Annotated in this window: 27 protein-coding genes; 13 read left to right on the forward strand and 14 right to left on the reverse strand. The window is 63.9% G+C overall.

Going from position 1 to position 25,348, the window contains the following annotated elements:
• Positions 1-2 precede the first annotated feature (2 nt).
• Genes AC1RJW_RS25510 through AC1RJW_RS25520 form a run of 3 tightly spaced genes read right to left on the reverse strand, consistent with a single transcriptional unit; the run spans position 3 to position 2,676 of the window.
• Positions 3-488 carry a glutathione peroxidase gene (locus tag AC1RJW_RS25510; RefSeq protein WP_493047401.1) on the reverse strand — a complete coding sequence of 162 codons (486 nt, stop codon included), beginning with the start codon at positions 486-488 and terminating at the stop codon, positions 3-5.
• 1 nt (position 489) lies between these two features.
• Entirely contained in the window at positions 490-1,629 is a 1,140-nt protein-coding gene (locus AC1RJW_RS25515) for a PilT/PilU family type 4a pilus ATPase (RefSeq protein ID WP_493047402.1), read from the reverse strand.
• 3 nt (positions 1,630-1,632) lie between these two features.
• Positions 1,633-2,676: a type IV pilus twitching motility protein PilT gene (locus AC1RJW_RS25520; protein WP_086140814.1), complete on the reverse strand. Its 1,044-nt coding sequence runs from the start codon at positions 2,674-2,676 to the stop codon at positions 1,633-1,635.
• A gap of 70 nt (positions 2,677-2,746) precedes the next feature.
• On the opposite strand from AC1RJW_RS25520, the gene AC1RJW_RS25525 reads away from it, so the two are divergent.
• Both AC1RJW_RS25525 and proC read left to right on the forward strand, forming a co-directional pair.
• On the forward strand, positions 2,747-3,448 hold the full coding sequence (locus AC1RJW_RS25525; protein ID WP_493047403.1) for a YggS family pyridoxal phosphate-dependent enzyme: 702 nt from the start codon (positions 2,747-2,749) through the stop codon (positions 3,446-3,448).
• Between the two features lie 22 nt (positions 3,449-3,470).
• Positions 3,471-4,301 carry a pyrroline-5-carboxylate reductase gene (gene proC / locus AC1RJW_RS25530; RefSeq protein WP_493047404.1) on the forward strand — a complete coding sequence of 277 codons (831 nt, stop codon included), beginning with the start codon at positions 3,471-3,473 and terminating at the stop codon, positions 4,299-4,301.
• A gap of 6 nt (positions 4,302-4,307) precedes the next feature.
• On the opposite strand, the gene AC1RJW_RS25535 is transcribed toward proC, so the two are convergent.
• From AC1RJW_RS25535 to AC1RJW_RS25570, 8 genes are all read right to left on the reverse strand, one after another.
• The gene (locus AC1RJW_RS25535) at positions 4,308-5,024 is read right to left on the reverse strand and encodes an anti-sigma factor (protein ID WP_493047405.1); all 717 of its coding nucleotides are present in this window, start codon (positions 5,022-5,024) and stop codon (positions 4,308-4,310) included.
• Complete coding sequence (locus AC1RJW_RS25540) at positions 5,021-5,620, reverse strand: sigma-70 family RNA polymerase sigma factor (protein WP_493047406.1); 600 nt, start codon at positions 5,618-5,620, stop codon at positions 5,021-5,023. The genes AC1RJW_RS25535 and AC1RJW_RS25540 overlap by 4 nt, the downstream gene beginning before the upstream one ends.
• 57 nt (positions 5,621-5,677) lie before the next feature.
• Positions 5,678-6,235, reverse strand: a complete 558-nt coding sequence (locus AC1RJW_RS25545) for a DUF3455 domain-containing protein (RefSeq protein WP_493047407.1) — start codon at positions 6,233-6,235, stop codon at positions 5,678-5,680.
• A gap of 89 nt (positions 6,236-6,324) precedes the next feature.
• Complete coding sequence (locus AC1RJW_RS25550) at positions 6,325-6,672, reverse strand: hypothetical protein (RefSeq protein ID WP_493047408.1); 348 nt, start codon at positions 6,670-6,672, stop codon at positions 6,325-6,327.
• Complete coding sequence (locus AC1RJW_RS25555) at positions 6,669-7,046, reverse strand: phage holin family protein (protein WP_493047409.1); 378 nt, start codon at positions 7,044-7,046, stop codon at positions 6,669-6,671. Before AC1RJW_RS25555 ends, AC1RJW_RS25550 begins: the two co-directional genes overlap by 4 nt.
• 55 nt (positions 7,047-7,101) lie before the next feature.
• Positions 7,102-7,458: an ElaB/YgaM/YqjD family protein gene (locus AC1RJW_RS25560; protein ID WP_099409807.1), complete on the reverse strand. Its 357-nt coding sequence runs from the start codon at positions 7,456-7,458 to the stop codon at positions 7,102-7,104.
• Positions 7,459-7,566: 108 nt separating this feature from the next.
• Positions 7,567-8,421, reverse strand: a complete 855-nt coding sequence (ubiA, locus tag AC1RJW_RS25565) for a 4-hydroxybenzoate octaprenyltransferase (RefSeq protein WP_493047410.1) — start codon at positions 8,419-8,421, stop codon at positions 7,567-7,569.
• 76 nt (positions 8,422-8,497) lie between these two features.
• Positions 8,498-9,436 carry a hydrogen peroxide-inducible genes activator gene (locus tag AC1RJW_RS25570; protein WP_493047411.1) on the reverse strand — a complete coding sequence of 313 codons (939 nt, stop codon included), beginning with the start codon at positions 9,434-9,436 and terminating at the stop codon, positions 8,498-8,500.
• 134 nt (positions 9,437-9,570) lie between these two features.
• On the opposite strand from AC1RJW_RS25570, the gene AC1RJW_RS25575 reads away from it, so the two are divergent.
• The 8 genes from AC1RJW_RS25575 to AC1RJW_RS25610 all read left to right on the forward strand — a co-directional run bounded on the left by AC1RJW_RS25575 (position 9,571) and on the right by AC1RJW_RS25610 (position 19,697).
• Complete coding sequence (locus AC1RJW_RS25575; RefSeq protein WP_493047412.1) at positions 9,571-9,810, forward strand: DUF3717 domain-containing protein; 240 nt, start codon at positions 9,571-9,573, stop codon at positions 9,808-9,810.
• 33 nt (positions 9,811-9,843) lie between these two features.
• Positions 9,844-10,326, forward strand: coding sequence for an adenylyltransferase/cytidyltransferase family protein (locus tag AC1RJW_RS25580; protein WP_493047413.1), 483 nt, complete (start codon positions 9,844-9,846; stop codon positions 10,324-10,326).
• A gap of 202 nt (positions 10,327-10,528) precedes the next feature.
• Positions 10,529-11,950, forward strand: coding sequence for a hypothetical protein (locus AC1RJW_RS25585; protein WP_493047414.1), 1,422 nt, complete (start codon positions 10,529-10,531; stop codon positions 11,948-11,950).
• Complete coding sequence (locus tag AC1RJW_RS25590) at positions 11,947-13,416, forward strand: hypothetical protein (protein ID WP_493047415.1); 1,470 nt, start codon at positions 11,947-11,949, stop codon at positions 13,414-13,416. Before AC1RJW_RS25585 ends, AC1RJW_RS25590 begins: the two co-directional genes overlap by 4 nt.
• 44 nt (positions 13,417-13,460) lie before the next feature.
• Complete coding sequence (locus AC1RJW_RS25595; RefSeq protein WP_493047416.1) at positions 13,461-13,901, forward strand: hypothetical protein; 441 nt, start codon at positions 13,461-13,463, stop codon at positions 13,899-13,901.
• Positions 13,902-13,937: 36 nt separating this feature from the next.
• The gene (locus AC1RJW_RS25600) at positions 13,938-17,639 is read left to right on the forward strand and encodes a tubulin-like doman-containing protein (RefSeq protein WP_493047417.1); all 3,702 of its coding nucleotides are present in this window, start codon (positions 13,938-13,940) and stop codon (positions 17,637-17,639) included.
• A 41-nt stretch (positions 17,640-17,680) separates the two neighbouring features.
• On the forward strand, positions 17,681-18,898 hold the full coding sequence (locus tag AC1RJW_RS25605; protein WP_493047418.1) for a hypothetical protein: 1,218 nt from the start codon (positions 17,681-17,683) through the stop codon (positions 18,896-18,898).
• A gap of 16 nt (positions 18,899-18,914) precedes the next feature.
• Positions 18,915-19,697: a hypothetical protein gene (locus tag AC1RJW_RS25610; RefSeq protein ID WP_493047419.1), complete on the forward strand. Its 783-nt coding sequence runs from the start codon at positions 18,915-18,917 to the stop codon at positions 19,695-19,697.
• A gap of 82 nt (positions 19,698-19,779) precedes the next feature.
• Here the strand turns inward: AC1RJW_RS25610 and trmL are convergent, their stop codons facing one another.
• Entirely contained in the window at positions 19,780-20,250 is a 471-nt protein-coding gene (gene trmL / locus AC1RJW_RS25615; RefSeq protein WP_034784868.1) for a tRNA (uridine(34)/cytosine(34)/5-carboxymethylaminomethyluridine(34)-2'-O)-methyltransferase TrmL, read from the reverse strand.
• Positions 20,251-20,289: 39 nt separating this feature from the next.
• Positions 20,290-21,057 (reverse strand): phosphoribosyltransferase family protein, encoded by a 768-nt coding sequence (locus AC1RJW_RS25620; protein ID WP_493047420.1) that lies wholly within the window; start codon positions 21,055-21,057, stop codon positions 20,290-20,292.
• Between the two features lie 84 nt (positions 21,058-21,141).
• On the opposite strand from AC1RJW_RS25620, the gene AC1RJW_RS25625 reads away from it, so the two are divergent.
• Entirely contained in the window at positions 21,142-22,038 is an 897-nt protein-coding gene (locus AC1RJW_RS25625; RefSeq protein ID WP_493047421.1) for a methyltransferase domain-containing protein, read from the forward strand.
• 158 nt (positions 22,039-22,196) lie between these two features.
• On the opposite strand, the gene AC1RJW_RS25630 is transcribed toward AC1RJW_RS25625, so the two are convergent.
• A complete protein-coding gene (locus AC1RJW_RS25630; RefSeq protein ID WP_475414680.1) occupies positions 22,197-22,424 on the reverse strand; it encodes a hypothetical protein in 228 nt (75 codons plus the stop codon).
• Positions 22,425-22,502: 78 nt separating this feature from the next.
• Here AC1RJW_RS25630 and coxB point away from each other — a divergent pair, with 78 nt between their 5' ends.
• Positions 22,503-23,711 carry a cytochrome c oxidase subunit II gene (coxB, locus tag AC1RJW_RS25635; protein WP_493047422.1) on the forward strand — a complete coding sequence of 403 codons (1,209 nt, stop codon included), beginning with the start codon at positions 22,503-22,505 and terminating at the stop codon, positions 23,709-23,711.
• 13 nt (positions 23,712-23,724) lie between these two features.
• Positions 23,725-25,323, forward strand: coding sequence for a cytochrome c oxidase subunit I (gene ctaD, locus AC1RJW_RS25640; protein WP_034749009.1), 1,599 nt, complete (start codon positions 23,725-23,727; stop codon positions 25,321-25,323).
• Positions 25,324-25,348 lie beyond the last annotated feature (25 nt).

The following is a 25,348-nucleotide window of genomic DNA, read 5'->3' on the forward strand; positions in this document are numbered from 1 at the left end:
TTCTATTCCTGTAGTAATTGCCGAATGTCGGCCGCCAGGCTGGCCGGTTTGCTGGCCGTCGCATAGCGGCGAAATACGCTGCCATCCTTGCGCACCAAGAATTTGGTGAAATTCCATTTGATCGACTGCGTACCCAATATGCCGGGCGCCGCCTGTTTTAATTGCGCAAACAGGGGGTGCGTATGCGGGCCATTCACGTCGACCTTGGCAAACAGGGGAAAGGTGACGCCGAAGTTCTTTTCGCAAAAGGCTTTGATTTCCCCATTCGAGCCCGGTTCCTGCTGGCGGAATTGATTGCAGGGAAAGCCCAGCACGACCAGGCCCTGCTCGTAGAATGCGCGGTACAGCGCTTCCAGTCCCTCGTATTGGGGCGTGAAGCCGCAGGCGCTGGCCGTATTGACGATCAGCAATACCTTGCCCTTGTAGCGGGCCAGGTCGACGGGCGTGCCGTCCAGTGCCTCGGCGTGGAAATCGTGGATGCTGGTCATGTCAGAGGAGTCCCAGTTTGGTGGCGCCCGTTTGCGGGGCGGGTTCCGGCGCCGTTGCGCCCTTGAGCTTGATCGCCAGGCGCAGGTCGTTGACGGAGTCCGCATTGCGCAGCGCGTCTTCGTAGCTGATGGCGCCCCCTTCATGCAGGTCGAACAGGGCCTGGTCGAAGGTCTGCATGCCATGTTCGCGCGATTTTTTCATCAATTCTTTGATCTCGTGCACCTGGCCCTTGAAGATCAGGTCGCTCATCAGCGGCGAATTGAGCAAGATTTCCAGCGCCGCCTTGCGTCCGCCGCCTTCCTTGTTGGGGATCAAGCGCTGCGAAATCATGCCCTTCAAATTGAGCGACAGATCCATCAGCAGCTGCTGGCGCCGCTCTTCGGGGAAGAAATTGATGATGCGGTCCAGCGCCTGGTTGGCGTTGTTCGCGTGCAAGGTCGCCAGGCACAGATGGCCCGTCTCGGCAAACGCGATGGCGTGGTCCATGGTGTCGCGGTCGCGTATCTCGCCGATCTGGATCACGTCGGGCGCCTGGCGCAGCGTGTTCTTCAGGGCCGTGGCCCAGTCGTCCGTGTCGACGCCCACTTCGCGCTGGGTGACGATGCAGTTGCCGTGCGGATGGATGAATTCCACGGGGTCTTCGATGGTGATGATGTGGCCATGGCTGTGCGCGTTGCGGTGGCCCACCATCGCCGCCAGGGTGGTCGACTTGCCGCAGCCCGTGGCGCCCACCATGATGACGAGGCCCCGCTTGCTCATCACGATGTCTTGCAGGATGGCGGGTAAACCCAGCCCATCCAGCGTGGGGATGGCGGTATTGATCAATCGCAAGACCATGCCTGCCTGGCCCATCTGCACGAAGGCGGACACGCGGAAACGCCCGAGTCCCTCCGGGCTGATGGCGAAATTGGCTTCGCGGCTCGATTCGAACTCGGCCGCCTGGCGTTCGTTCATGACGGCGCGCACGTAGCCGGCCGCCTGCTGCGCGGCCAGCGCGGCGCCCGCCAGCGGCGTCAGCTTGCCGTCGAGCTTGATAGCGGGCGGAAAGCCGGCCGTGATGAACAGGTCCGAGCCGCCCCGTGCGCGCATCTGCGCCAGCAGCGCGTGCATGGCGCCATAGTGTTCGTGCGTCGTCTGCATGGCTTATCCGGGGAAGTTTTCAGGCGATTTGGCGGCCGAACGGGCCGTTTCCGCCGAGATCGTGCCGCGCCGCACCAGGTCGGACAGGCACTGGTCCAGCGTTTGCATGCCCACGTTGCTGCCCGTCTGGATGGCCGAATACATTTGCGCCACTTTCGCTTCGCGGATCAGGTTGCGCACGGCCGGCGTGGCCAGCATGATTTCATGGGCGGCCACGCGGCCCGCGCCGTCCTTGGTTTTGAGCAAGTTTTGCGAAATGACGGCTTGCAAGGATTCGGACAGCATGGCGCGCACCATTTCCTTTTCCTCGGCGGGGAAGACGTCGATGATGCGGTCGATCGATTTCGCCGCCGACGAGGTGTGCAGGGTGCCGAAGACGAGGTGGCCCGTCTCGGCCGCCGTCAGCGCCAGGCGGATGGTTTCCAGGTCGCGCAATTCGCCCACCAGAATGACGTCCGGGTCTTCGCGCAGGGCCGAGCGCAGCGCATTGCTGAACGAATGCGTGTGCGAACCCACTTCGCGCTGGTTGATCAGGCATTTCTTCGGTTCATGCACGAATTCGATCGGGTCTTCGATGGTCAATATATGGTGGTTCAGGCGCTCGTTGACGTGGTTCACCATCGCCGCCAGGGTGGTCGACTTGCCGGAACCCGTCGGACCCGTCACCAGCACGAGTCCCCGCGGGCGCATGGCCAGTTCGCCGAAGATGCGCGGCGCGTTCAGGTCTTCCAGGCTCAGCACTTTTGAGGGAATCGTGCGCAGCACGGCCGAGGCACCGCGTTCCTGGTTGTAGGCGTTGACGCGGAAGCGGGCCAGGCCGGGAATCTCGAACGAGAAATCGCACTCGAGCGCCTCTTCATAGGCCTTGCGCTGGCTGTCGTTCATGATGTCGTAGATCATGCTGTGCACTTCCTTGTGCTCGAGCGGCGCCACGTTGAGGCGGCGCACGTCGCCATTCACCCGTATCATCGGCGGCAGGCCGGAAGACAGGTGCAGGTCGGAAGCCTTGTTGCTGACGGAGAAAGCGAGAAGTTCGGAGATGTCCATTTATAATCCCTGTGCCTGCATTGATGGGCTGGCGCACCGTGCCGCCGCCCCTATACACTAGAAAATGATTATGTCCACAATCGAACAGAACTTGCAAGCCGTGCGCGACAGTATTGCGCAGGCGGCCCTGGAGGCGCAGCGCGCGCCCGGGGACGTGACCCTGCTGGCCGTCTCGAAGACCTTCGGCGCGGACGCCGTGCTGGCAGCCATGCGCGCGGGCCAGATGGCGTTTGGCGAAAACTATCTGCAGGAAGCGCTCGACAAGATCGCTGCCGTCGGGCTTGCGCTGCCGCAAGGCGCACCCGCCTGGCATTTCATCGGTCCCATCCAGAGCAACAAGACGCGCCCCATCGCCGAACATTTCGACTGGGTGCATACGGTGGAGCGGGAAAAGATCGCCGCGCGCCTGTCCGAACAGCGCCCGGCCGGCTTGCCGGACCTGAATATCTGTCTGCAAGTTAATATCAGCGGCGAAGCGAGCAAGAGCGGCGTGACGCCGGCTGACTTGCCGGCGCTGGCGCGCGCCGTCGCGCAGCTGCCGCGCCTGCGTTTGCGCGGCTTGATGGCGATCCCCGAGCCGGAAACGGATGTCACGCTTCAGCGCCTTGCGTTTGCGCAATTGCGTACGCTGTACGAACAATTGCAGGCGGACGGCCTGGCGCTCGATACCTTGTCGATGGGCATGTCGGCCGACTTGCGCGCCGCCGTGCTTGAGGGCGCCACCATCGTGCGCGTGGGCAGCGCCATCTTCGGTTCCCGCCATTACTCCTAACTGATTGATAGAAAGCATAGCCATGACGACAGAATTGAATATCGCATTTGTGGGCGGCGGCAACATGGCCGCGGCCCTGATCGCCGGCCTGGCGGGCAAGCTGACCCTGGGCGGCAATATCCACGTGATCGACCCGCACGCACCCGCGCTGGACAAGCTGCAGGCGCAGTTCGGCGTCACCACGGCAACTTCCGCCGGCGACGCGCTGCGCGGCGTGGACGTGATCGTGCTGGCCGTCAAGCCGCAAAGCATGCGCGACGTGGCGGCGCAATTGCTGCCCTTTCTCGACGGGGAACGGGCGCCCTTGATCCTGTCGATCGCGGCCGGCATCCGCGCCGCCGACCTGTCGCGCTGGCTCGGCGGTTATTCCGCCATCGTGCGCTGCATGCCGAACACGCCGGCCCTGATTGGCATGGGCATCACGGGCATGGTGGCCAGCAGCGGCGTGAGCGACGAACAGAAAAAGACGGCCGACGCCATCCTGCGCGCCGTCGGCCAGACCGTCTGGCTCGATGACGAAGCGAAGATCGATCCCGTGACGGCCGTGTCCGGCAGCGGGCCCGCCTATGTGTTTTACTTTATCGAGGCGATGCAGCAGGCGGCGGCCGAACTGGGCCTGACGCCCGAGCAGGGCACGCAGCTGGCCATTGCCACGTTTACGGGCGCGGCGCAGCTGGCGGCGAACTCCAGCGAACCCGTGTCCCTGCTGCGCGAGCGGGTCACCTCGAAGGGCGGCACGACCTATGCGGCGCTCACCAGCATGGAAGAGAGCGGCGTGAAGGCGGCCATCGTCAAGGGCATCAAGGCGGCCGCGCAGCGCGGGCGCGAGATGGGTGACGAGCTGGGCAAATAATCCGCTCTACATCACTTTCACGGCGCGGCCGATGTAGAGCACCGGCCCCGTCGGCTTGCCTGTCGGCGAGCCCGTCGCCGGCTCCAAGGTGATTTCAAACAATTGCTCCGGCTGCAGCGGCGGCAGTTTGTCCAATGTCAACTTGAGGCTTTGCCCCGGCTTGACGAGGCCCAGCGAGACGGGCGCGCTCCAGTCCTTGCCCTTGGTCCAGAATTGCAGGACTTTCTGCTGCGGCACGGCGGTCGGGCCCAGCGGGATCAGGCTCAGGTCGCGGTCCTTGCCGCCGCGTCCGCCCGCCTGCACGATCCAGCCCGGCGATTTATCCTGCGGCGCCACCAATACGACCAGATAGCCGGGGCCGCTGGGTGCTTGCAATTGCGTAGTGACCAGCACGGCCAGCGCGGCCGTGGCCAGCAAGCCGCCGCCGGCCAGCACTCTCCAGAAGGCCAGGCTGTTCCACCATGCGCGCCAGCCGCCCGCCTGCCGCACGGTGTTCGGCGTGAACAGGCTGGCGCTGATGCGGGGCCACAGCTGGGCGGAGGGCGTTTCGGGCGGCGCCAAAGTCGTCAAGGGCAGCAGACGCCGTTCCCAGGCAGCCACGGCGTCGCGCAAGGCGGCGTCAAGCGGCAAACGCTGTTCCACTTCCGCCCGTTCGGCCAGCGCCAAAGTACCCAGCACGTATTCGCCGGCCAGCCTTTGCCATTCCTCGTCGCTGTTGATCATCCCATGCACTCTCGCAAGGCGGCCAGGCCCCGCTTGACCCAGGCCTTGACGCTGCCCAGCGGCGCTTGCAGGCGCTGCGCGATTTCGCTGTGGGAACAGCCATCGACGTAGGCGTACAGGATGCTGTTGCGTTTGGGTTCGTCCAGGTGGCCCAGGCAATCGTGCAGCTTGCCCATGTTCGCCTGCAGGGCGTAGGCGTCCGAGGTGGCGTCGGCATCGTTGCCTTCGCGTTCATGCAGCAGGGTTTCCACGGTATCCTCGTCGGCCGATACTTCATGGGCGCGGGCGCGCGCCACGTTCAGCGCCTGGTGCCGCACCACCACATAGATCCAGCCCTTGCCGCTGCCGCGCGTGGCGTCGAAGCTGCCGGCGCGGCGCCAAATATTCAGGAAGGCGTCGTGCAGCACGTCTTCGGCCAGCGCCCGCTGGCGCACGATGCGCAGGGCCACGCCCAGCAGGTAGCGTGCTTCCTGCTGGTACAGGCCGTGCAATGCCTGCTGCTCGCCCCTGGCGCAGGCGCGCAGGGCGGCATCGTAATCGTAAGGGGCGGCGTGGGCTGGCAAGGTCGGCGCAATCGTTGAGTGAACGGTTAGCAAGTTTTCAAGGCCGAGTATAGGCCAGAAACCCGCTTGCCAACCGTCACGCCCATGTATTTATGCGGCTTTCCAGAAGATGTAGTCGGCCTGGTAGGGTACCCATTGCTTGACGCCAACGGTGTCCATGCCGCACGGCGCTGCCGGGGCCACGCCGCCGCGGGTGGCCACGCGCTGGATGTAGCTGACGCCCTGCATGGCGCCGCTGCCCGTGGCCGGATTGGCTTTCACCAGCTGATACGGGATATTGCCCGCGCCGGCCGGCGCCACGGCCACCTGCGTCGCCGTCACTTTCGAGCCGTCCAGGTTGGCCCAGGTGGCGGGCGGTCCCACATACGTGCCCACTTGCATGCCGCTGCGGTCGTTCAGGGCCGCGTCCGGTCCCACGAAGACCCATTCATGGCCGGTGCTGTCCTTCTTCGCCCGGCATTCGTAGGCGATCTTGCCCACGCCGACCGTCTGCATGGCCACCTGATGGCCATCGGGTACCTTGACGGCGGTCGGCAACTGTTCCTGCGAGTAGCGCGCGCTCATCGGTGCGCAGGCGGCCACGAGCAGGGCGGCGCACAGGACGGTGAGCGAGGGGGCGGTATGGCGTGGGGCGATGGTGGCATGCATGGCAAGCTCCTGGTAGTTGGCTCAACCGGCTGGTTGATACCATTACTACGCAGGGGCTAGCCATTTGGATGCAGCCAAGAAAAAATATTCTATGGCGGCGTTTCTTTTTTGCTGAAGCGCCGCGCCAGCGCCAGCACGACGGGCATGGCGGTGGTGGCGTGCTTGAGCAGCGCGCCGCTGGCCCGCAGCAGCGACAGGAAGCGGCGCGGTCGCACGAGCAGCAAGCCCAGCACGGCGCCGCCCACCATCAGGGGAATTTTAAAGCGCGTGGCCACGGTGTGGCGCAGATTGCCGCCCGTCAAAGGTTCCAGCAGCTGGCGCGTCTGCACGCTCAGGGCCAGGCGCTGCAGCGCGCATTCGGCCAGCAGTGCGTCGCGCCGCTGCGCCAGGCTGGCGGCCGTGTGCACATGCGACAACTTGGTGGGATGCGTGGTCATGGGCGCTCCGATCCCCGGCGGGCCAGCAGTTGCAGCTCGTCCAGGTCTTTGTTCAGTTCGGTAAGCGTGAAGGACAGCAGTTTCGGCTTGCTGCGGAAACTGGCGCGCACGCCCAGCAGGGTGGCGACGGCGGCGACGATGAAGACGGCGGCCGTGATGGCGATGGCGGCGATGCGGTGCGTATCCCAGAACAGCACGATGACGAGGAACACGATCAAGACCAGGCCGACGAACAGGCACAGCAGCGCCAGCATGGCCAGCGCCAGATAGGACAGGAATCGCAGCGACTCTTCTTCCATTTCCACGGCCGCCAGGGCCAGACGGGTCTGGACGATGGCGGCGAGGGTCGCTGCGACTTGGGCGACATGGTGCATGATAGCCATATGCTGCCTTTCGCGTCAGGGGAGGCGGCCAGCGCCGCCGGTACTGCTAGCGGCGTGACGAGGAAAGCAGCAGGCCGAACAGCACGCCCACGACGGCGCCCGCACCGACAGCTTTCCATGGATTGTCCTGCACGTATTCGTCGGTGGCCTTGGCCGCTTTCTTGGTGCGTTCGAGCAAGTCTTCTTCCAGCTTGATCAAGTCTTTCTTGGCCGTTTCCAGGGTGGCGATGAACTTGTCCTTGACGGCTTTGACATTCTCGCCCGTCTGATCCTTGGCGCCATCGAGCCAGCCTTCCGCTTCATTGATGACGTTTTTCAGGTCGCCGACCAGTTTGTCGCGGGCCTTGTCGGCGTCGGCGAGGATGCTGTCGCTGCTGGATTTTCCGGTATGTATCGAGCTCATGTATTACCTCATGGAAGTGAAACTGCACAGTGAAATACCAGTGTAGGCAGCTGCGGCCAGGCTTGTGTTGCGCCGCCTCAAGGGCTGCCGCGGCGCAAGGATCATTGATTAACGGAAAGCAAAGTCCAGTACCACGCCCGCAAACACCGCTGCTCCTAGCCAGTTATTATGCCGGAATGCCGCAAAACACGGCATACGCTCGTGTGCGCGGATCAGGGTGTAGTGATAAACGGCGCAGCCGGCTGCCACCAGCAAGCCTGCGACGAACCAGTAACGCAAGCCCAGATACCAGCCGCATGCCAGCCACAGCAGCAGGAAAACGGCATAGCACAGCATGACGATGGCCACGTCGTAGCGGCCAAAGGTGATGGCCGAGGTCTTGATGCCGATTTTCAAGTCGTCGTCGCGGTCGACCATCGCGTATTCCGTATCGTAGGCCACGGCCCAGAAGACATTTCCCAGCAGCAGCAGCCAGGCGACGACGGGCACGGAATCCGTGATGGCGGCAAAGCCCATGGGAATGCCGAAGCCGAAGGCGATGCCCAGATAGGCTTGCGGAATCGCAAAGAAGCGCTTGAAGTAGGGATAGGTGCCGGCGATGATGACGGCCGCCACGGACAGTTGCCTGGTCAGCGCATTCAAGGGCAGGATCAGGCAAAAGGCCAGCAGGGTCAGCACGCCGGCCACGGCCAGCGCTTCCTTGCCGCTGATGCGTCCGCTGGTGATGGGGCGGTCCGCCGTGCGCTTGACGAACTTGTCGATATCCTGGTCGGCGTAGTCGTTGATGGCGCAGCCTGCCGAGCGCATCAGGAAGGTGCCGAGGGTAAAGATGAGCAGCAGCCGCCAGTCCGGCACGCCCTGCTGCGCCAGCCACAGCGCACACAGGGTAGGCCACAGCAGCAATACGGTACCGATAGGCTTGTCCAGCCGTATCAGGCGGAAATACAGCGCCAGCTTGTTCATGGAAGACTCGATCTTGTTGAAGAGAAAGGTCGATTATCGCAAATAGTACGCAAATGTACTATTTGACGCCTGGACACTAGTCTTCGTCGTCACATAAAGGGGTGATGCCCGGCAAGTTGCAGCTGGCGATGGCCGCGCACAGGGCGTCGATGGCCGCCTTGCGCGTAAAACTCTTGCGCCACAGCATCACCACCCGGCGCGACGGCACGGGGGCGGCGAAGGGGCGGTACTCGAGCATGCCGTCGGTGGCGTGCATATTCGCCACCGAGGCGCGCGGCAAGACCGTCAGGCCGATGCCGCTGGCCACCATGTGGCGGATGGTTTCCAGAGAGGAACCTTCGAACGTGCGCTGCATGCCGTTGCCGGGCGAGGAAAAGCGCGCCATTTCGGGGCACACTTCCAGCACCTGGTCGCGGAAGCAGTGGCCATTGCCCAGCAGCAGCATGGTTTCCGATTTCAGGTCCTGCGCGGCGATTTTTTCACGCGCCGTCCACGGATGCTGGCGTGGCATGGCCACGACGAACGGTTCGTCATACAGTTCCTGCATGGCCATGCCGTGATCGGGCAGGGGCAGCGCCATGATGGCCACGTCCAGTTCGCCCTGGCGCAGCAATTCGAGCAGGCGAACCGTGAAATTCTCCTGCAAGATCAAGGGCATCTGCGGTACCTGGTCTATCATGGCCTTGACCAGGGGCGGCAGCAGGTAGGGGCCGATCGTATAGATCACGCCCAGGCGCAGGGGGCCGGCCAGCGGGTCCTTGTTCTGCTTGGCGAGTTCCTTGATGGCGGCCGTCTGTTCCAGCACACGCTCGGCTTGCGCGATGATCTGCGCGCCCAGGGGCGTGACGGAGATTTCCGCGCCGCCCCGTTCGAACAGGACCACGCCCAATTCGTCTTCGAGTTTCTTGATGGCCACTGACAGGGTGGGCTGGGCAACGAAACAGGCTTCGGCGGCGTGGCCGAAGTGCTTCGCTCGCGCGACTGCAACGATATATTTCAGTTCAGTCAGTGTCATAGGTTGATTGAAACACAGGAAGTACTTACTTGCAATGAATGAAAGGTGGCGCAAACGTGAAACTGTGGCGCCGATGGCGTATTGTAGCGGATCGCCCCCTATAATGCGGGAGCGGGTGGCGGAGGGAGAGGGCGATGGATGTGCACATACAGTCGCTGGAAGCGGCGATCAATTACTGGCGTGCCAGGCAACCGGCGCGCGGCAATGAATATGCGCTGTCGCCATCCGTCAGCCGCCTGGCCGGCGTATATGCGCTGATGATTTATTACCGGCAAGATCGCATCGCCGAAGAGAGCCTGGAACCGGCTATTGTGACCTTGATCGATGCCTGGCGCCGCGATGCCGCTGGCATCCAAGGCGATAGCCACGCCTGAGCGTGACCATATTTAACCCAACAAGAGATATCCATGCCTGATTTTGAAAACAAACTGTGCGGCCGTGACGAACTGCGCGCCCGCGCCGCAGCCCTGCCGAAACCGGTGGTGGTGACGAACGGCGTGTTCGACATTTTGCACCGCGGCCACGTGACGTATTTGGCGCAAGCGCGCGCGCTGGGCGCCTCGCTGATCGTTGCCGTGAATACTGATGCTTCGGTGAAACGTCTGGGCAAGGGCGACGACCGTCCCCTGAACAGCTGCGAAGACCGCATGGCCGTGCTGGCCGCGCTGGAAGCGGTGAGCCTGGTCGTGCCATTCTCGGACGACAGCGCCCTGGAAGTGGTGCAGGAGGTTGAACCGGAAATCTATGCCAAGGGCGGCGACTACGACATGGCGGCCATCCCCGAAGGGCGCGCCGTGCTGGCGTACGGCGGCCAGGCCGTGGCCATCGATTTCGCGCACGACCGCTCGACCACCAAGCTGTTGACGAAAGTGCGGGCGCAGCAGGGCTGAGGAGCGTCGTCAATGTTTCCATACAGATAAAAAGACGTTACTATGAGAACTGCCAGGGCTGCGACTTCGTTTCGACAGCCCCAGCACGTTACACCGTCTGATATGCATTGCTTGTCATAGAAAATACATGGATCATAAAACTTCTGGGGATTGGCCACTGCCCTCCGGCGCCTGGTACGTTGATGACGCAGGGGCCTGGACCATGCAGCGCAGCGCGGACGGCCAGAACGTCTCGCCCTTGTTGAGCCAGGCCGATATCGGCAAGCTGATGCTCGCGCGGCGCCTGCCCGCGGCCGCCGGTGCGCCCGTGCGGCAGTTTCCGCCCGAATTTGCGTTCGATCCCGCCTCGGGCGCGGCCTTGCAAGTGCCGCCCGAGGCGGCCGCCACGCCGTCCGGGGTGCCGCCTTGGGTTCCTCCTTTCGGCGCACACCCCGTTAGCGACGTGCCGCCGGCCGGCCCGGCAGGCTTGCGCCAGGCCAGCGTACCGCTGAAGCTGGCCGACCAGCGCGCGCGCGACGAGCATGCGCAAGCCGATGCCTCGCTGCCCATGCCGCCGCCGGGCGAATACGAATTCTTTTCCGCCCGGTTCGGCACCAGCGCGCCCGCGCTGCTGGCGCTCGACCCGCACAAGGCCGTCCTGCACGCCTGGCTGCCCGCCTCGAAACGCTGGCTGGCGCTGGACCCCGAGTATGGCGGCTTGCTGGCCGAATCGGACCTGGCCCACGGCGCCTGGCGCGCCGAGCTGGTGCCGGAGTTCAATAGCGTGCTGGTCTTGCCGACCAGCCATGGCCTGGCCTGCATCCGTCCCGACGTGCCATCGCTGAGCTATGTGGTCGAGCACGTGGGCGGCGCGCCGTGCGTTGCCGCGCCCGTCTGGTTCCAGAACCGCCTGTGGGCACCGCTGCGCGACGACGATGGCCGTATCCGCTTCGTCAACCTTGATGCGGCGCAAAAGCCGGGCAGCGACGTGCTGCTCGACGGCGTGGCCGAACTGGGAGTCGTCAGCGCGCCCGTGGCCTACAACCGCATGGCCGTGTGGCCCTGCGCCAATGGCCAGCTGCGCTTGCAGCTGCAGCCGGACGGCAACGTGGCCGCTTCATTTACCCCTTGGCCCGAAGGGCTGGTGCCGCATTTCGAATTCGGCAGCCCGTATGTATCGCGCGACGGCGGCCTGTGGCAGCTGTGCTTCGAGCGTAGCCGCGGCACCTATGTCTACGTGAAACTGGGCGCGCAATCCGAACGGGCCGACGCGCTGGCGCCGCGCCTGTGCTCGGGCAGCTTCAATTACCGCTTCGCCGCCAAGCTGAAAACGGCGCCGTGGGAAGAGCCGGAACACGGCGACGATGGTGGCAAGAACCAGGCCGTCATGCCGCTGCTGGAATCGGGCGGCGGCAACAGCGTGTTTGGCGTCAAGTTCGCCACCAGCGCCGGCCTGTCCAGCGTGCTGCGTTCGAGCGAGCGCCTGGCTGCCCAGCTGGTGCAGGACGACGAGTTGCGCGAAACGGTGTTCCACACCTTTGCCGTCAGCGAGCCGTGGCGCTTGCGCCTGTTTGTCCATGAAGGCACGCTGTGGGCGTACCACCCGCTGCTGTCGCGCATCGATGGCTGGGCCTTGCAGGCATGAAGGCGCGCTTACTGACCGTGGCTTGCGCCGCGTTTTTCAGCGCCGCCGCCGCGCACGCGGCCGGCATCCAGCAAGCCTTTCTGGTGCAGAATTCGGGCTGGATGGAGCCGTTCTACACGGATGAACATTCGCAGCTGAAAGCCCTCGTGGGCGCCGTGGCGCAGGCTGCCACGAGTCCGTCCGACAAGGTCTACACCTTGGCCTTCAGCCAGAGCAGCGGCAGCAATGTGTCGCCAGCGCTGATCGGGCAAGGGCAGGGCGGCGCCGGCGTGGCGGGCCAGCTGGCCAATCTGGGCCTGGCGCGCAAGAGCGCCGGCGGCGCGCTGGCCGACACGGATTTCCAGGAAGCCGTGACCAAGACCATCACGGGGCCGTTCCAGTCCGCGTCCGGCATCGTGTGGATTTTTACGAATAACAAGAACAGCCCGAACAACGACAGCCAGACGGCCGAACGCAACCGCGATTTTTACCGCCTGCTGCATCTGGAACCGTCGATCACCAAGACGGTGGTGTTTCCGCTGCGCATGCCCGTGCAGGGCAAGCTGTACAGCGCCAAGGGCTTGATGGTGTATGCGCTCGCGTATGGCCAGCCCGCGTCCGAGGCGTTGACCCGCATCCTGGCCGAGGGGCGGCTGTCGCAAGTGCTGACGCGCCCGCCCGCGCGGCTGAAACCGGTGGACCAGGATGCCGTGCGCATCGTGCCCCAGTCCGTCAAGAACAGCGCCAACGTGCATGCCAGCCTGGGCCGCGACGGGCGCACCATCGTGCTCGACGTCGATGCGGCGAACCTGGTGCCGCAAGTGGTGCTGCAGGCGTCGCTGCAAAACATGTTTTTCCCGTACGTGATCGACAGCGCCAAGGTGCACGCCAGCCTGGCGGGCCAGAACGCGCCGCTGCACGTTGCGCCAGATCAAATCCACCAGCTGCAGCCGGGCGCCAGCCAGTCCGTGCAGGTACAGTTCGCGTTGCCGATGGCGCAGATTCCATCGCCGTGGTCGGCGCAGGCGATCGCCGCCATGGGCAAGCAAGTGATGCTGCCGATGCAGGCGCAGGTGGGCCTGTCGCAACAGCGGCTGGAGCTGGCGTCCAGTTTTGGCAAGGATTTGCAGGAACTGTTCCCCGGTGACCCGATCTCCGGCATGTTCACGCCGCCCGACAGCGTGCGCGCGTCGCAGGCGACGATCCCGCTGCTGGTGCGCATCCAGTATCCGCTGCTGCCCGTGCTGGTGATCCTCGGCGGCGTGCTGGCGCTGGTGCTGGGCTTGCTGGCGCTGGGTTTGCTTGGCACGCGCGCCACGCGCTACAAGGTGATGGCCGACGGCGTGCAGCGGCAAGTGTTGTTAAAACCGTTCAAAAGCGTGCAGATCCGCGATGATGAGGGCCGCGATATTGGCGAACTCAAGCGTGGCCTGGGCAAGCCGGCCGTCGTCCGTGTGGCCGAAGGCCATACCCTGAGCCTGGCCTGATAACGATTTCCTTTTAAACTATTCAAATCCACCAGAGGCATACCATGGCGCAAGAGACTCCCAAAGACAACGCAGGCTTTACCTTGCCGGCCCCCGCATCCGCGCCGCCGGCAGCCGATGCGCCGGGCGCACCAGCATCGGCCACCACCGCAACGACCGAAGCCGCACCCGCGCTCGATCCTGCCAGCACGACCGATACCTCGTCGCGCGACACGCTGGTCGGCGGCGTGGTGCTGTTGCTGCTGTTCATCGCCTTTTTCTTTGCCAAGAATGCGTATGCGAATGGCCTGGTGGCCAAGCGCGTGCCGCCGAACAAGGCCAATGCCTCGGGCTGGTGGCTGTTCATCTTCCTGGCCAGCCTGGCGACGGGCGTCGTGCTGGCCGCCGTGAACGCGCATAAATTCCTCGCGCCATTGTTCATGGGACCGCTGGTGCTGGTGGGCCTGGTAGCGTTGCTGTTGACGTTCACCTCCAGCCGCCGCTAAGAATACGCCGTTGCACGCATCATCGAAGGAATCACCATGGCAGAGAACCTGAACCAAACCATCACCGGCGGCGCCAGCGAGCGCAAGCAGGACAAGATCATCGAACTGCGCCCGACCCTGTTCATCGGCATCGGCGGCACGGGCATGCAGGTGCTGATGCGCGTGCGCCGGCGCATCCTCAACACCCTGTGGGGCGGCACGGGCAACCGCACGCGCATCGAGGGGCTGGCCGACTTTCCCATCGCGCAATTCATCCATTTCGACCTCGATAATGGCGCCGTGATCGAAAGCGGCGAGTCGCAGGCGAAGGACTTGCAGTTCGACCAGGTGAAGTTCACGGACGATGACAAGGTGGTCGAATCGTTCGACATGGACAAGTACAGCCGTGATGAAGATTCTCTGGAGAAATATCCGCACATCAAGGAATGGCTGCCGCTGACGCCGCAGCGCATCCGCGAGTTGCGTTTTGACATGAGCAGCGGCGCCGGGCAGATCCGCGCCGTGTCGCGCCTGTATTTCTTCGACAAGTATGCGAAGATCCGCGACAAGATCCGCTTGAAGCTGAAAGCGCTGAAGGCCGGCCTGTCGCACGAGCGCCAGCTGGCCGAACTGGGTTTGCGCATGGAAACGAACCGTTTCCGCATCGTCATCGTCGGTTCCGTGGCGGGCGGCACGGGGTCCGGTTCCTTCCTCGACATGGGCTTGCTGGCGCGCTGGCTGGCGCGCAGCGAAGTGGGCGCGGCCGACGTGGAACTGATGCTGTTCTTGCCGACGGGCTACACCAAGGCCAACAAGGACCGGGTCGAGGCCAACGGCTATGCGGCGCTGATGGAGCTGGAATCGGCCATGATGGGCAACAAGGGCTATGTGGGCCGCTGGGATGCCTATGACCGCCCGGAACTGACGCGCGAGCCCTACAGCGAGGTCTACCTGATCGATTCGGGTAATCTTGCCCAACAGCACACCAAGGATGTCAGCGACGTCTACCACATGGTGGCGGACTCGCTGTTCGAGGATTTCGCCTCGGCCGACTTCGCGCGCGCCAAGCGCTCGATCGCCGTCAACCAGGCACAGCACAAGAACTCGCTGTACAACGCGCCCGTGCCGCAAGACCGCTTCGGCGACATGCGTTTGTATTTCTCGAAGCGCTTTTCCTCGTTCGGCATGGCCGTGCTCGATACGCGCCAGGAAGCGGCGCGCGACGAGCGGGCCCACCGCTGGGCCGGCGCCATGCTGCAAGCGTTCTTTGGCGTGGGCGGCACGGATGCGGGCGCCAACCGCGCCACGGATACGCAGCGTGATAATTTCCTTGCTGCAAATATGTTCCTGAAGGGCACGCCGTTCAGTGATTTCCCCGAGTTTTCCGACAAGAGCATCGAACTGAAGCGCTCCAGCGGCGATTTCATCGATTTCCGCGTCGTCGACGAATTGCTGGAAGACCGCCACGGCCACTTGCTGGCCGGCGTGGAAAACCGCGTCAACACCCGCATCAACGATATCCGCACGGGCTTCGACCGCAGCGAATGGCCGGCCCAGGTGCGCGACGCCATGAAGCACCTGGAACGCGACGCCGTGCGCGACCAGGATTCCACGGCCGACACGACGGAAGACCGCATCAGCAAGCGCCGCCGCGAAGTGCTGGAAGACGTCAAGAAAGTCGTGCGCGACCAGTTGTATGGTTATCTTGATAATAAAGAATTCGGCGGCCTGGAATACGTGCTGTCGCTGGTGGAACAGATCAAGGACCGCATCGAGGCGCCGGGCAGCGGCCTGACGGCGCAGATCGGCGCGAATGCCGAGCGCTACCGCGAAATCAAGGAAGCCGTGCGCTCGCGCGAATACGAGCGCCTGCTGAACAACCTGGAGCAGACGCGCAGCACCTTCGGCTTCCTCAGCAATGGCGAAAAGCAGGCGGGCGTGGTGATGGACCATTTGCGCACGGAAATGGCGAATGCGCTGAAATTCCATCTGCGGGCCAAGGCGGCGGACGAGTCCGTCATCCTGCTGGGCGAGCTGTCGCGCTGGCTGGGCAACCGGATCGGCGTCGATGCGCAAGGCCGCGCGCAGTGGAATGGCCTGGTGGGCGAGCTGCAAACGGGCCGCGAAGGCGTGCTGGCCATGCTGGCGGAACTCAAAACGGCCAATACCATCCTGCAAAAGGACCTGGACAAGGAACACGCGACCCTGATCGTCATTCCCGTCACGGAAAAAGACATTGCGCTGCCCTCGGCGGCCACCTTGCGCCAGTGGGCCGATGAAGCGTTCAAGGACATGGGCGGCTCGAAAGCCCTGTTCCCCATGTTGGCCGAACCGGCGCAACGGGGCTTGATCCTGGCCAAGGTCACGCGCATGGCGGAGAACATGATCGCCACGGCGGGCCTGGCGGAAGGGGCGACGAGCACGCCCGACCCGCTGTTCGAGGCATTGGAACAGATGGACGTGTCCGAACGCCTGGACCGCTTCCGCAAGCTGCTGGCCTGCTCCATGCCGTGGATCGACGCCAACATGGCGGGCGACTTCACGGTCGTGTCGGACCAGTTCAAGTGCGTGATCGGCGTGGCCAACGCGGCCGCCTTCAAGGCGAAGTTCGGCGCCGAGCTCGAATCGTGCGTGCCGACCCAGGTGGGCATCACGGTGAGCCAGCTGGAAATCGTCGAGACGGGCATCCGCGGGCGCGCCGTCTGCTATTGCGAACTGGCCGGCGTGCCGATGACGGTGCTGCGGGGCCTGGAAGGCTGGCGCACCAGTTACCGCAAGGAAGGCGACAACGACAAGGCGCCGACCCACACGCATATTGATCCAACGCAATTTACGCACCCGATCGCGCCGAATACCGATGAAATGAAACGTCTGGCCGAGGATTTCGGCGAGTTCCTGCAAGCGATCATGCTGGGCGTGCTGACGCGCCACACGGGCAGAGTCGTGCCGCCGGGCCAGTACCAGTTTGCCGTCGAACCGGGCGACCTGCGCCGCATCGGCAACGAACGGGCCATCCGCCAGAACGGCATGCCCGCCTCGTACGAGAAAAATATCGCCCTGCGCATCGAGGAAAAATTGACGGCGCTTGACGCCGTGCAGACGGCGGCGCTGGCGGCGCTGGCAAAATACTATGAACGCACGGTGTATGCGCCCAAGCTGGTGGCGCAGGCCGATGGCTCGCAGCTGCCGTACGTCGGCTTTGGCAGCGCCATTTCCGCCGAAGTGGGCGCACGCCTGCGCGAGTCGGCGCGCCGCAAGGGCATGGCCAGCGATGAGCTCGACCGCACGGTGCAAGCCCTGCTGGGCCGCCTGAAGGAATGGGCGAACGTCATCGGCGACTCCGACAGCGACGCCTACGACTGGGAAGTGCGCGAGCCGGAAGCGGACGGCCAGCCCCGGTTGAAATATGCGATCAAGGGGGAAATGCTGGAAGCGGGACGCCTGGAGCAATTGCTGCGCCCGGCCAGCGCGCCGGCCGCTGGCGTGGCGCCGGCCTTCGGCATGGCGCCGCCACCGCTGGGCGGCATGCCGCCGCCCCTGGTGGAATACCAGTATTTCCTGGGCATAAACGGCCAGCAGCAGGGACCGTTCACGGCCCAGCAGATCGTGCAGTACGTGCAGGCGGGGCAGGTCGTACCCGGCACCACCAAGGTGTGGCGCGCCGGTTTGCCGGCCTGGGCCGAACTGGCCCAGTTCCCCGAGCTGGCACCCTTGTTCCTCAGCGCGCCGCCACCGTTGATGCCGCCGCCCTTGGGTTGAGTGCTGGAGTGCTGGAATGACGTTGGAATGAAGGATTAGTTTTGGATATCTGCAACAAATGCAAGACGGGCCTGTGGACCGTTGTCAGCCATTGCCCGTACTGCGGGCAGGCGCAGGCAGGCGCGGCCCGTCCCGCTGCGGCCGTGCCGCCGCTGCCTGTGCCCGCGCCAGTGCCAGTGCCTGTGCAAGTGTCACCGCCAGTGGCGCCCAAGCCGCCGCCCCAGCCGGTGACACCGGCGCCTGCGCCGAAAGCGCAGCCGAAACCGCCTCCGGTGCAGGTTCCCACGCCGGCAGCGGCGCAACCGCAGGCCGTGCCGAAGCCCGTGCCGGTGCCGCCATCGGCGCCTGCACCGGCAGTCCCGCCGCCGCCGCGCAAGTGGCTGCGCTGGCTGGGCGCCGCCGCCGTGCTGGCGCTCGTCATCGTCTATATGAATGGCAAGCCGGGCGGCAAGAGTGAATCGGCGTGCAACGACGCCATCGACAGCGGCTTGAAACTGGTGGCGAACGGCAGCTTGGACGGCGCCCGCCAGAAGCTGGCGACGGCGAAGAATGTGTGCACTGGCAAGTCCAGTGCCAAGGCCGACGATTTGCAGGCGGCGATCGGCAAGGCGGGCGCCGCATCTGGCAGTTGCCAGCGCGGCGTGCGCGGCATCGAACGCGCTATTGACGGCCATCAATTGCAAAGCGCCGCCAGGGGCATTGCCGGGCTCGATATCGATTGCGCCGGCGCTGCCAGCGTGGATTCCTTGCGCAAGCAGCTGGCGCGCCTGCAGGCGGCAGCCGCGTCCGTGCTGGTCGGCGTGCGCCAGGCGCTCGATGGCAAGGATGCCACGGCAGCGCGCAATGGCATCGCCAGGCTGGAGGCGCTCGACCGCGAAGCGGTGGAATTGCCGCAGTTGAAGGCCGACGTGCAGGCGCTGTCGGTAGCCGAAGCGCCCGCGCCTGTCTCTGTACCGGCCCCCGCACCGGCAGCACTGGAACCGGCGCCCGCGCGCGCGGTCGAACGTCCAGCGGCGGCCGAACGCCGTCCTCTGGAAACGTCGCCCGTCGATAGCGGCGCGGCCATGCGCAACGAGATGGCGCAATCATTCCTGCGCGATGCCGAACGTTCATTGCTGGAAGGTAAGTTCGATGCGGCCAAGACGTATCTGGAAAGTGCGCGCCGCGTCGATCCGGGCAATGCGCGCATCGACAATCTGTCGCGCCGCATCCGCGAGCGCGAACGGCAAGTGCTGCAGACGGAAACAACAATCAATTAGTCATCTGGGAGTCACCATGCTGAATCACACCACCTTGCGCGCGACCGCCGCACTGACCATCGCGGCCATGCTGGCCGGCTGCGCCACGGCGCCGATGAACCCGAACGGCGTGCGCCAGGACAATACCTATCCGCAAGGCGGCGCCCAGGCGGCCACGGATGAGGACCCGTGCAGCGTGGGCACGTCGGCGGCGGCCGGCGCAGCCGTTGGGGCACTGCTGGGAGCGTTGGCGGGCGGCAAGAATGGCGCGCTGAAGGGCGCGGCCATCGGCGGCGGCCTGGCGGCGGCCGGTTGCCTGGCCATCAATGTCAATTCGCGCCAGACCAAGACGGCGGCGCAGGCGGACCGCGACTACATCCGCTCGCGCGGCGCCTTGCCGCGCGAGCCGCAAGTGGTGTCGTACACGCCGCAGCTGAGCGCGTCGACCGTCAAGCGCGGCCAGCCGTTCAAGGTCAATTCGGTGGTGGAGCTGGTCAACGGCAGCGCGCAAAGCGTCAACGACGTGCGCGAAGAACTGGTGGTGCTCGACCCGCAAGGCCAGCCATTCAAGTCCGGCTCGAAGGCCCTGGCCAGCAACAACAAATCGGGCGGGCGCTTTGAAAACTCGTTCGAGCTGACCTTGCCGGCCGGCGTGTCGCAAGGCGTGTACGGCGTCAAGACGAATTTATATGTCAACGGTAAGCTGGCCGCCACGCGCGACTTGCGCACGCAGCTGGTGATGCTGGATGACAATAGCGGCGCGGCGCGGCGCGGCTGGCGCTGCGCTGATCGCCGTATGCAAATGCGTAGGTCGGATTAGCGGAGTAAAGCCCCGCGTAATCCGACAACACCACTAACGCCAACAATGTTGTCGGATTACGGCCCCTTGGGCCTAATCCGACCTACGCGCCGCCCTGGTAGCCGTGCTGGCGCCAGGCCTCGTAGACAACGACGGCCACCGTATTCGATAAATTCAAACTGCGGTTGTCGGGGCGCATGGGCAGGCGGATGCGTTGCTCGGCAGGAAAACCGTCGCGCAGGGCGGGATCGAGGCCTTTTGTTTCCGAGCCGAACACGAACACGTCGCCCGGCAGGAAGGCCACGTCGCCGAACGGGCGCGAGCCGCGCGTGGTCATGGCGAACATGCGGGCCGGGTCGGGCTGGGTGTCGGCCAGGAACGCTGCCCAATTCTTGTGCACCTTCATCTTGGCGTAATCGTGGTAATCGAGGCCGGCGCGCTTCATCTTGGCATCGTCGAGCGGAAAGCCCAGCGGTTCGACCAGGTGCAGCTGCGCGCCCGTGTTCGCGCACAGGCGGATGACGTTGCCCGTATTGGGCGGGATTTCAGGTTCTACCAAAACAACGTGAAACAAAATGCTCTCCTTGGTCTATCTCTAATATATACAGCGAATTTAACGCGGCGGCGTGCGCGCCACCACCAGGATGCTGACCCTGGCCGCCCCCGCGCGCTTGCAGGCAGCCGCCAGGGCATTGACGGTATGGCCGCTGCTCATCACGTCGTCGACGATGCCGACATGGCATCCTGGCAATAACGCCGCATGGTCCGGCGCGATGGCGAACGCGTGCGCCAGGTTGGCTTGCCGTTCCTGCGGCGCCACGCCGCTTTGCGCCCGCGTTTCGCGCTCCCGCAGCGCCAGGCGGGGCTGCAAAGACACGTCCAGCAGGCGCGCCAGCGGGCGCGCAATTTCCAGCGCCTGGTTGTATCCCCGCTCGGCCAGCCGGACCGGGCCCAGCGGCACAGGGCACAGCAGTTGCGGCGCATCCCACTCTTGTTGTTGCTGAATAGCAACATGCAGCAATTCGGCCAACAGGGGCGCCAGCGCCAGGCGCGCGCCGAATTTCAGCTGCAGCAGCAACTGGTCGACGGGCGCCGCATAGTCAAACGCCGTGACGGTGGCGTCATACGCGGGCCGCTGGCGCAAACAGCGCCCGCACAGCTGCGCCACCTCAATGTCAGCGAGCGGATTGGCGCACTGGCGGCAGCGGTGGCGCAGTTGCCCGCGTCCTTGCCCCAGGTACTGCGCGCGGCAAGGCGAACACAGCACTTCCGGGCCGCCGATGCCGCACAGCGCGCATTGCGCCGGCAGCACGGCGGCCCCCAGCCACAGCCGCAGCGCCTGCCAGGTGGCATCAATGCGTTGCCGGGTGGCGGTCCGCATCGCGATGGCGTCGTTCCATGTACACTGCCGACATTATCTCACCTCACCCGATTCAACATGCCAGTTCCCACCAGTCCGCCTAAAATGAGTGCGCCCATCGATGCGGTGCAAGTACGCGATTTCTTTTCCCGTCCCGCGCGCGTCGCGCCGTCGGACTTCCTGCGCCGCGAAGTGTCGGCACGCATGCACGAGCGCCTGGAGCTGGTGAAAATCACGCCGCATCGCGTGCTTGACGCCGGCTGCGGTCCGGGCGCGGACCTGGCGCAGTTGCAAAAGGATTATCCCGCAGCGCAGATTATCGGTCTCGATGCAGCGCAAGCAATGATGCAGGCGGCGCGTGCGCCCGCGTCGAAACTGGCCAGCCTGAATCAGTTCCTCAGCAAGTTGCTGCCGGCCAAGGCGGGCGTGGATTTGTTGTGCGGCGACCTGGGCGACCTGCCGCTGGCGCAGGGCAGCATCGACCTCGTGTGGTCGAATCTGGCGCTGCACTGGCATGCTCAGCCCGACCGCGTGTTTGCCGAATGGCGGCGCGCGTTGCGCCTCGATGGCTTGCTGATGTTTTCCTGCTTCGGCCCCGATACCTTCCGCGAAGTGCGCGACGCGTTTGCCGAGGCGGATTTATACCCGCACGCCTTGCCCTTTGTCGACATGCACGACTTTGGCGACATGCTGGTCGAGACGGGCTTTTCCACGCCCGTGCTGGACATGGAAATCATCACCGTCACCTACGACACGGCGGAAAAACTGCTGGCGGACGTGCGCGCCTTCGGCGGCAACCCGCTGACCACGCGCCGGCGCGGCCTGATGGGCAAGGCGGCCTGGCGGCGCATGCTCGATGCGCTGGAAAAGATGCGCCGTCCCGACGGCAAGCTGGGCCTGAGTTTCGAGGTGATCTATGGCCATGCCTTCCGTCCTGCGCCGCGCGTGACGCGCAATGGCGAAGCGATCATCCGCTTCGATCTGCCGCGCAAGCCTAAATAAAAGGGCAAAGAAACCGACACTTGGTCGCATTCGCGCGTGATGTGGCAGCTTGGCGTTGCAAAGCGCGCGGCGGCCGGGAGAAGGGCGCGCACAAAGCCGATTATTGCTTGATGGATTCAAGTTTACTTGATTATAATCGTTGATTGTTTGTCAGCTTGTTAAGTACAAAAAACAAGGGCTGCATACAAAATAAAAAAAACAAAGCGAGACTTATTCGAAGTTACTGCATTAGTATAGTAACCATCTTCCACACGAGGCCATTTCCAGGTGGGGAAGAAAAACAGGGTTCCAGCATGGTTGCGCGCCGCCGTTTTTGCTGCGGCAGCCAGCATGGAATTCGCTGGTGCTTGACGCACATGGCCATGTTTTGGCCGTGTTGCTTTCATGGAGGAGCGGCAGCGGTCCAGTACGGAGAAATCCGCAGCCGTTTAAAATATCATTATTTTTGGGTGGTTGGGGAAAACATGACACATGCAAAGCGACTTCAATCGTTGCTGCTCGGGCTGTCTTTGACAGCGTTTGGCATCGGGCGATGGGCCACGGCGGCACCGGCTGCCAGCACCTATCCCGGCACCGGCGGTCCCGTGCCGTTCGAAATGAATCTGCAACCGCCGGCGACACAGATCGCCCATGAAATCTACGATTTGCACACCCTGATGATGATCATCTGCCTGGTGATCTTCGTGGCCGTGTTCGGCGTCATGTTCTATTCCATCTTCAAGCACCGCAAGTCCCTGGGCCACAAGCCGGCCACTTTCCACGAAAGCACCACCGTCGAGATCGCCTGGACCGTCGTGCCTTTCCTGATCGTCATCGGCATGGCCCTGCCTGCCACGCGCACCGTGGTCGGCATGAAGGACACCTCGAACGCCGACATCACCATCAAGGCCACCGGCATGCAGTGGAAATGGGGCTATGACTACCTGAAAGGCGAGGGCGAAGGCATTTCCTTCCTCTCCAACCTGGCCACGCCGCGCGCGCAAGTGGGCGCGCCAGGTGCGCCGCCGACGGAAAAACGGGGCGAAAACTATCTGATCGAAGTCGATAACGAAGTCGTCGTGCCGGTCAACAAGAAGATCCGCGTGGTGCTGACGGCCAACGACGTCATCCACGCCTGGTCCGTGCCCGCCTTTGGCGTCAAGCAAGATGCGATTCCCGGCTTCGTGCGCGACACCTGGTTCAAGGCCGACCATATCGGTACCTTCCGCGGCAATTGCGCCGAGCTGTGCGGCAAGGAACACGCATTCATGCCCATCGTCGTCAAGGTCGTCTCCGCCGACGACTACAAGGCCTGGGTTGATGTAAAACAAAAGGAAATGGCCGCATTGGCTGATGATCCAAGCAAGGTGTGGACCATCGACGAATTGAAGGTCAAGGGCGAGAAAGTGTATACGGCCAACTGCGTGGTCTGCCACCAGGCGACCGGCAAGGGCGTACCGGGGGCATTTGCGCCGCTGGACGGCTCTGCGGTGGTGAACGGCCCGAAAGCCGATCAGATCCACGTCTTGCTGAACGGGCAAAAGAGCGGCAAGTATCCCGCTGAAATGCCGGCATGGAAACAGCTGTCCGACACGGAAATTGCCGCAGTGATCACTTACACGCGCAATTCCTGGTCGAACAAGGCCGCAGAGAACATCGTTCAACCAGCCGAAGTCGTGGCTGCACGCAAGTAATTAGGAGCCGCATATGAGTACTAGCACGAGCACCTTGGACCACGCCGGTCACGATCACGACCATGCCCACGACCACCCGACCGGCTACCGCCGCTGGCTGTTTGCCACCAACCACAAGGATATCGGTACCCTGTACCTGTGGTTTTCGTTCATCATGCTGCTGTCGGGCGGCGTGCTGGCCCTGATGATCCGTACGGAACTGTTTCATCCAGGCTTGCAATTTTTTCACCCGGAATTTTTTAATCAACTGACCACCATGCACGGCCTGGTGATGGTGTTTGGCGCCATCATGCCGGCCTTCGTCGGCTACGCCAACTGGATGATCCCGCTGCAAGTGGGCGCGTCCGACATGGCGTTTGCCCGCATGAACAATTTCTCGTTCTGGCTGCTGCCGCCGGCCGCGCTGCTGCTGGCCACGTCCTTCCTCGTGCCCGGTGGCGCCACGGCTGCCGGCTGGACCCTGTACGCGCCGCTGTCGACGCAAATGGGCCCCGGCATGGACATGGCGATTTTCGCCATGCACCTGATGGGCGCCTCCTCCATCATGGGTTCGATCAACATCATCGTCACCATCCTGAACATGCGCGCCCCTGGCATGACCTTGATGAAAATGCCGATGTTCTGCTGGACCTGGCTGATTACCGCGTATCTCTTGATCGCCGTCATGCCCGTGCTGGCTGGCGCGATTACCATGACCCTGACGGACCGCCATTTCGGCACGTCCTTCTTTAACGCGGCAGGCGGCGGCGACCCCGTCATGTACCAGCACATCTTCTGGTTCTTCGGCCATCCCGAGGTCTACATCATGATTCTGCCGGCCTTCGGCATCGTCTCGCAGATCCTGCCCGCGTTTGCCCGCAAGCCCTTGTTCGGTTATGCCTCGATGGTCTACGCTACCGCTTCCATCGCGATCCTGTCCTTCATCGTCTGGGCGCACCACATGTTTACTACCGGCATGCCGGTGACGAGCCAGCTGTTCTTCATGTACGCGACCATGCTGATCGCCGTGCCGACGGGCGTGAAAGTGTTCAACTGGATCGCCACGATGTGGAAGGGTTCCATGACGTTCGAAACGCCGATGCTGTTCTCGGTGGGCTTCATCTTCGTGTTTACCATGGGCGGCTTCACGGGCCTGATCCTGGCCGTCACGCCGATCGACATCCAGCTGCAGGATACCTATTATGTGGTGGCGCACTTCCACTACGTGCTGGTGGCCGGTTCGCTGTTCGCCCTGTTCGCCGGCTTCTACTACTGGTCGCCGAAATGGACGGGCCATATGTACAACGAGACGCGCGGCAAGATCCACTTCTGGCTGTCCCTGATCACGTTCAACGTGACCTTCTTCCCGATGCACTTCCTGGGCCTGGCCGGCATGCCGCGCCGCTACGCCGATTATCCGGCGCAGTTCACGGACTTCAATATGATCGCCTCGATCGGCGGCTTCGGTTTCGGCCTGATGCAGGTGTATTTCCTGTTCTTCGTGGTCTTGCCGACCATTCGCGGCGGCAAGGCTGCGCCGGCGAAACCATGGGAAGGCGCGGAAGGCCTGGAATGGACCGTGCCGAGCCCGGCGCCTTTCCACACGTTTGAAACGCCGCCGACAGTGAAATAAGGTATCCCGGGCCGGCGTGTTGCGC

The organism is Janthinobacterium sp. GW822-FHT07A03 (assembly GCF_058798815.1).

Bases quoted from the DNA above. Each gene is read 5' to 3' on its own strand.
- AC1RJW_RS25510 (WP_493047401.1), bottom strand. From the start codon at position 488: ATGACCAGCATCCACGATTTCCACGCCGAGGCACTGGACGGCACGCCC.
- AC1RJW_RS25515 (WP_493047402.1), bottom strand. From the start codon at position 1,629: ATGCAGACGACGCACGAACACTATGGCGCCATGCACGCGCTGCTGGCG.
- AC1RJW_RS25520 (WP_086140814.1), bottom strand. From the start codon at position 2,676: ATGGACATCTCCGAACTTCTCGCTTTCTCCGTCAGCAACAAGGCTTCC.
- AC1RJW_RS25525 (WP_493047403.1), top strand. From the start codon at position 2,747: ATGTCCACAATCGAACAGAACTTGCAAGCCGTGCGCGACAGTATTGCG.
- proC (WP_493047404.1), top strand. From the start codon at position 3,471: ATGACGACAGAATTGAATATCGCATTTGTGGGCGGCGGCAACATGGCC.
- AC1RJW_RS25535 (WP_493047405.1), bottom strand. From the start codon at position 5,024: ATGATCAACAGCGACGAGGAATGGCAAAGGCTGGCCGGCGAATACGTG.
- AC1RJW_RS25545 (WP_493047407.1), bottom strand. From the start codon at position 6,235: ATGCATGCCACCATCGCCCCACGCCATACCGCCCCCTCGCTCACCGTC.
- AC1RJW_RS25550 (WP_493047408.1), bottom strand. From the start codon at position 6,672: ATGACCACGCATCCCACCAAGTTGTCGCATGTGCACACGGCCGCCAGC.
- AC1RJW_RS25555 (WP_493047409.1), bottom strand. From the start codon at position 7,046: ATGCACCATGTCGCCCAAGTCGCAGCGACCCTCGCCGCCATCGTCCAG.
- AC1RJW_RS25560 (WP_099409807.1), bottom strand. From the start codon at position 7,458: ATGAGCTCGATACATACCGGAAAATCCAGCAGCGACAGCATCCTCGCC.
- ubiA (WP_493047410.1), bottom strand. From the start codon at position 8,421: ATGAACAAGCTGGCGCTGTATTTCCGCCTGATACGGCTGGACAAGCCT.
- AC1RJW_RS25570 (WP_493047411.1), bottom strand. From the start codon at position 9,436: ATGACACTGACTGAACTGAAATATATCGTTGCAGTCGCGCGAGCGAAG.
- AC1RJW_RS25575 (WP_493047412.1), top strand. From the start codon at position 9,571: ATGGATGTGCACATACAGTCGCTGGAAGCGGCGATCAATTACTGGCGT.
- AC1RJW_RS25580 (WP_493047413.1), top strand. From the start codon at position 9,844: ATGCCTGATTTTGAAAACAAACTGTGCGGCCGTGACGAACTGCGCGCC.
- AC1RJW_RS25585 (WP_493047414.1), top strand. From the start codon at position 10,529: ATGCAGCGCAGCGCGGACGGCCAGAACGTCTCGCCCTTGTTGAGCCAG.
- AC1RJW_RS25590 (WP_493047415.1), top strand. From the start codon at position 11,947: ATGAAGGCGCGCTTACTGACCGTGGCTTGCGCCGCGTTTTTCAGCGCC.
- AC1RJW_RS25595 (WP_493047416.1), top strand. From the start codon at position 13,461: ATGGCGCAAGAGACTCCCAAAGACAACGCAGGCTTTACCTTGCCGGCC.
- AC1RJW_RS25600 (WP_493047417.1), top strand. From the start codon at position 13,938: ATGGCAGAGAACCTGAACCAAACCATCACCGGCGGCGCCAGCGAGCGC.
- AC1RJW_RS25610 (WP_493047419.1), top strand. From the start codon at position 18,915: ATGCTGAATCACACCACCTTGCGCGCGACCGCCGCACTGACCATCGCG.
- AC1RJW_RS25620 (WP_493047420.1), bottom strand. From the start codon at position 21,057: ATGCGGACCGCCACCCGGCAACGCATTGATGCCACCTGGCAGGCGCTG.
- AC1RJW_RS25625 (WP_493047421.1), top strand. From the start codon at position 21,142: ATGAGTGCGCCCATCGATGCGGTGCAAGTACGCGATTTCTTTTCCCGT.
- AC1RJW_RS25630 (WP_475414680.1), bottom strand. From the start codon at position 22,424: ATGAAAGCAACACGGCCAAAACATGGCCATGTGCGTCAAGCACCAGCG.
- coxB (WP_493047422.1), top strand. From the start codon at position 22,503: ATGACACATGCAAAGCGACTTCAATCGTTGCTGCTCGGGCTGTCTTTG.
- ctaD (WP_034749009.1), top strand. From the start codon at position 23,725: ATGAGTACTAGCACGAGCACCTTGGACCACGCCGGTCACGATCACGAC.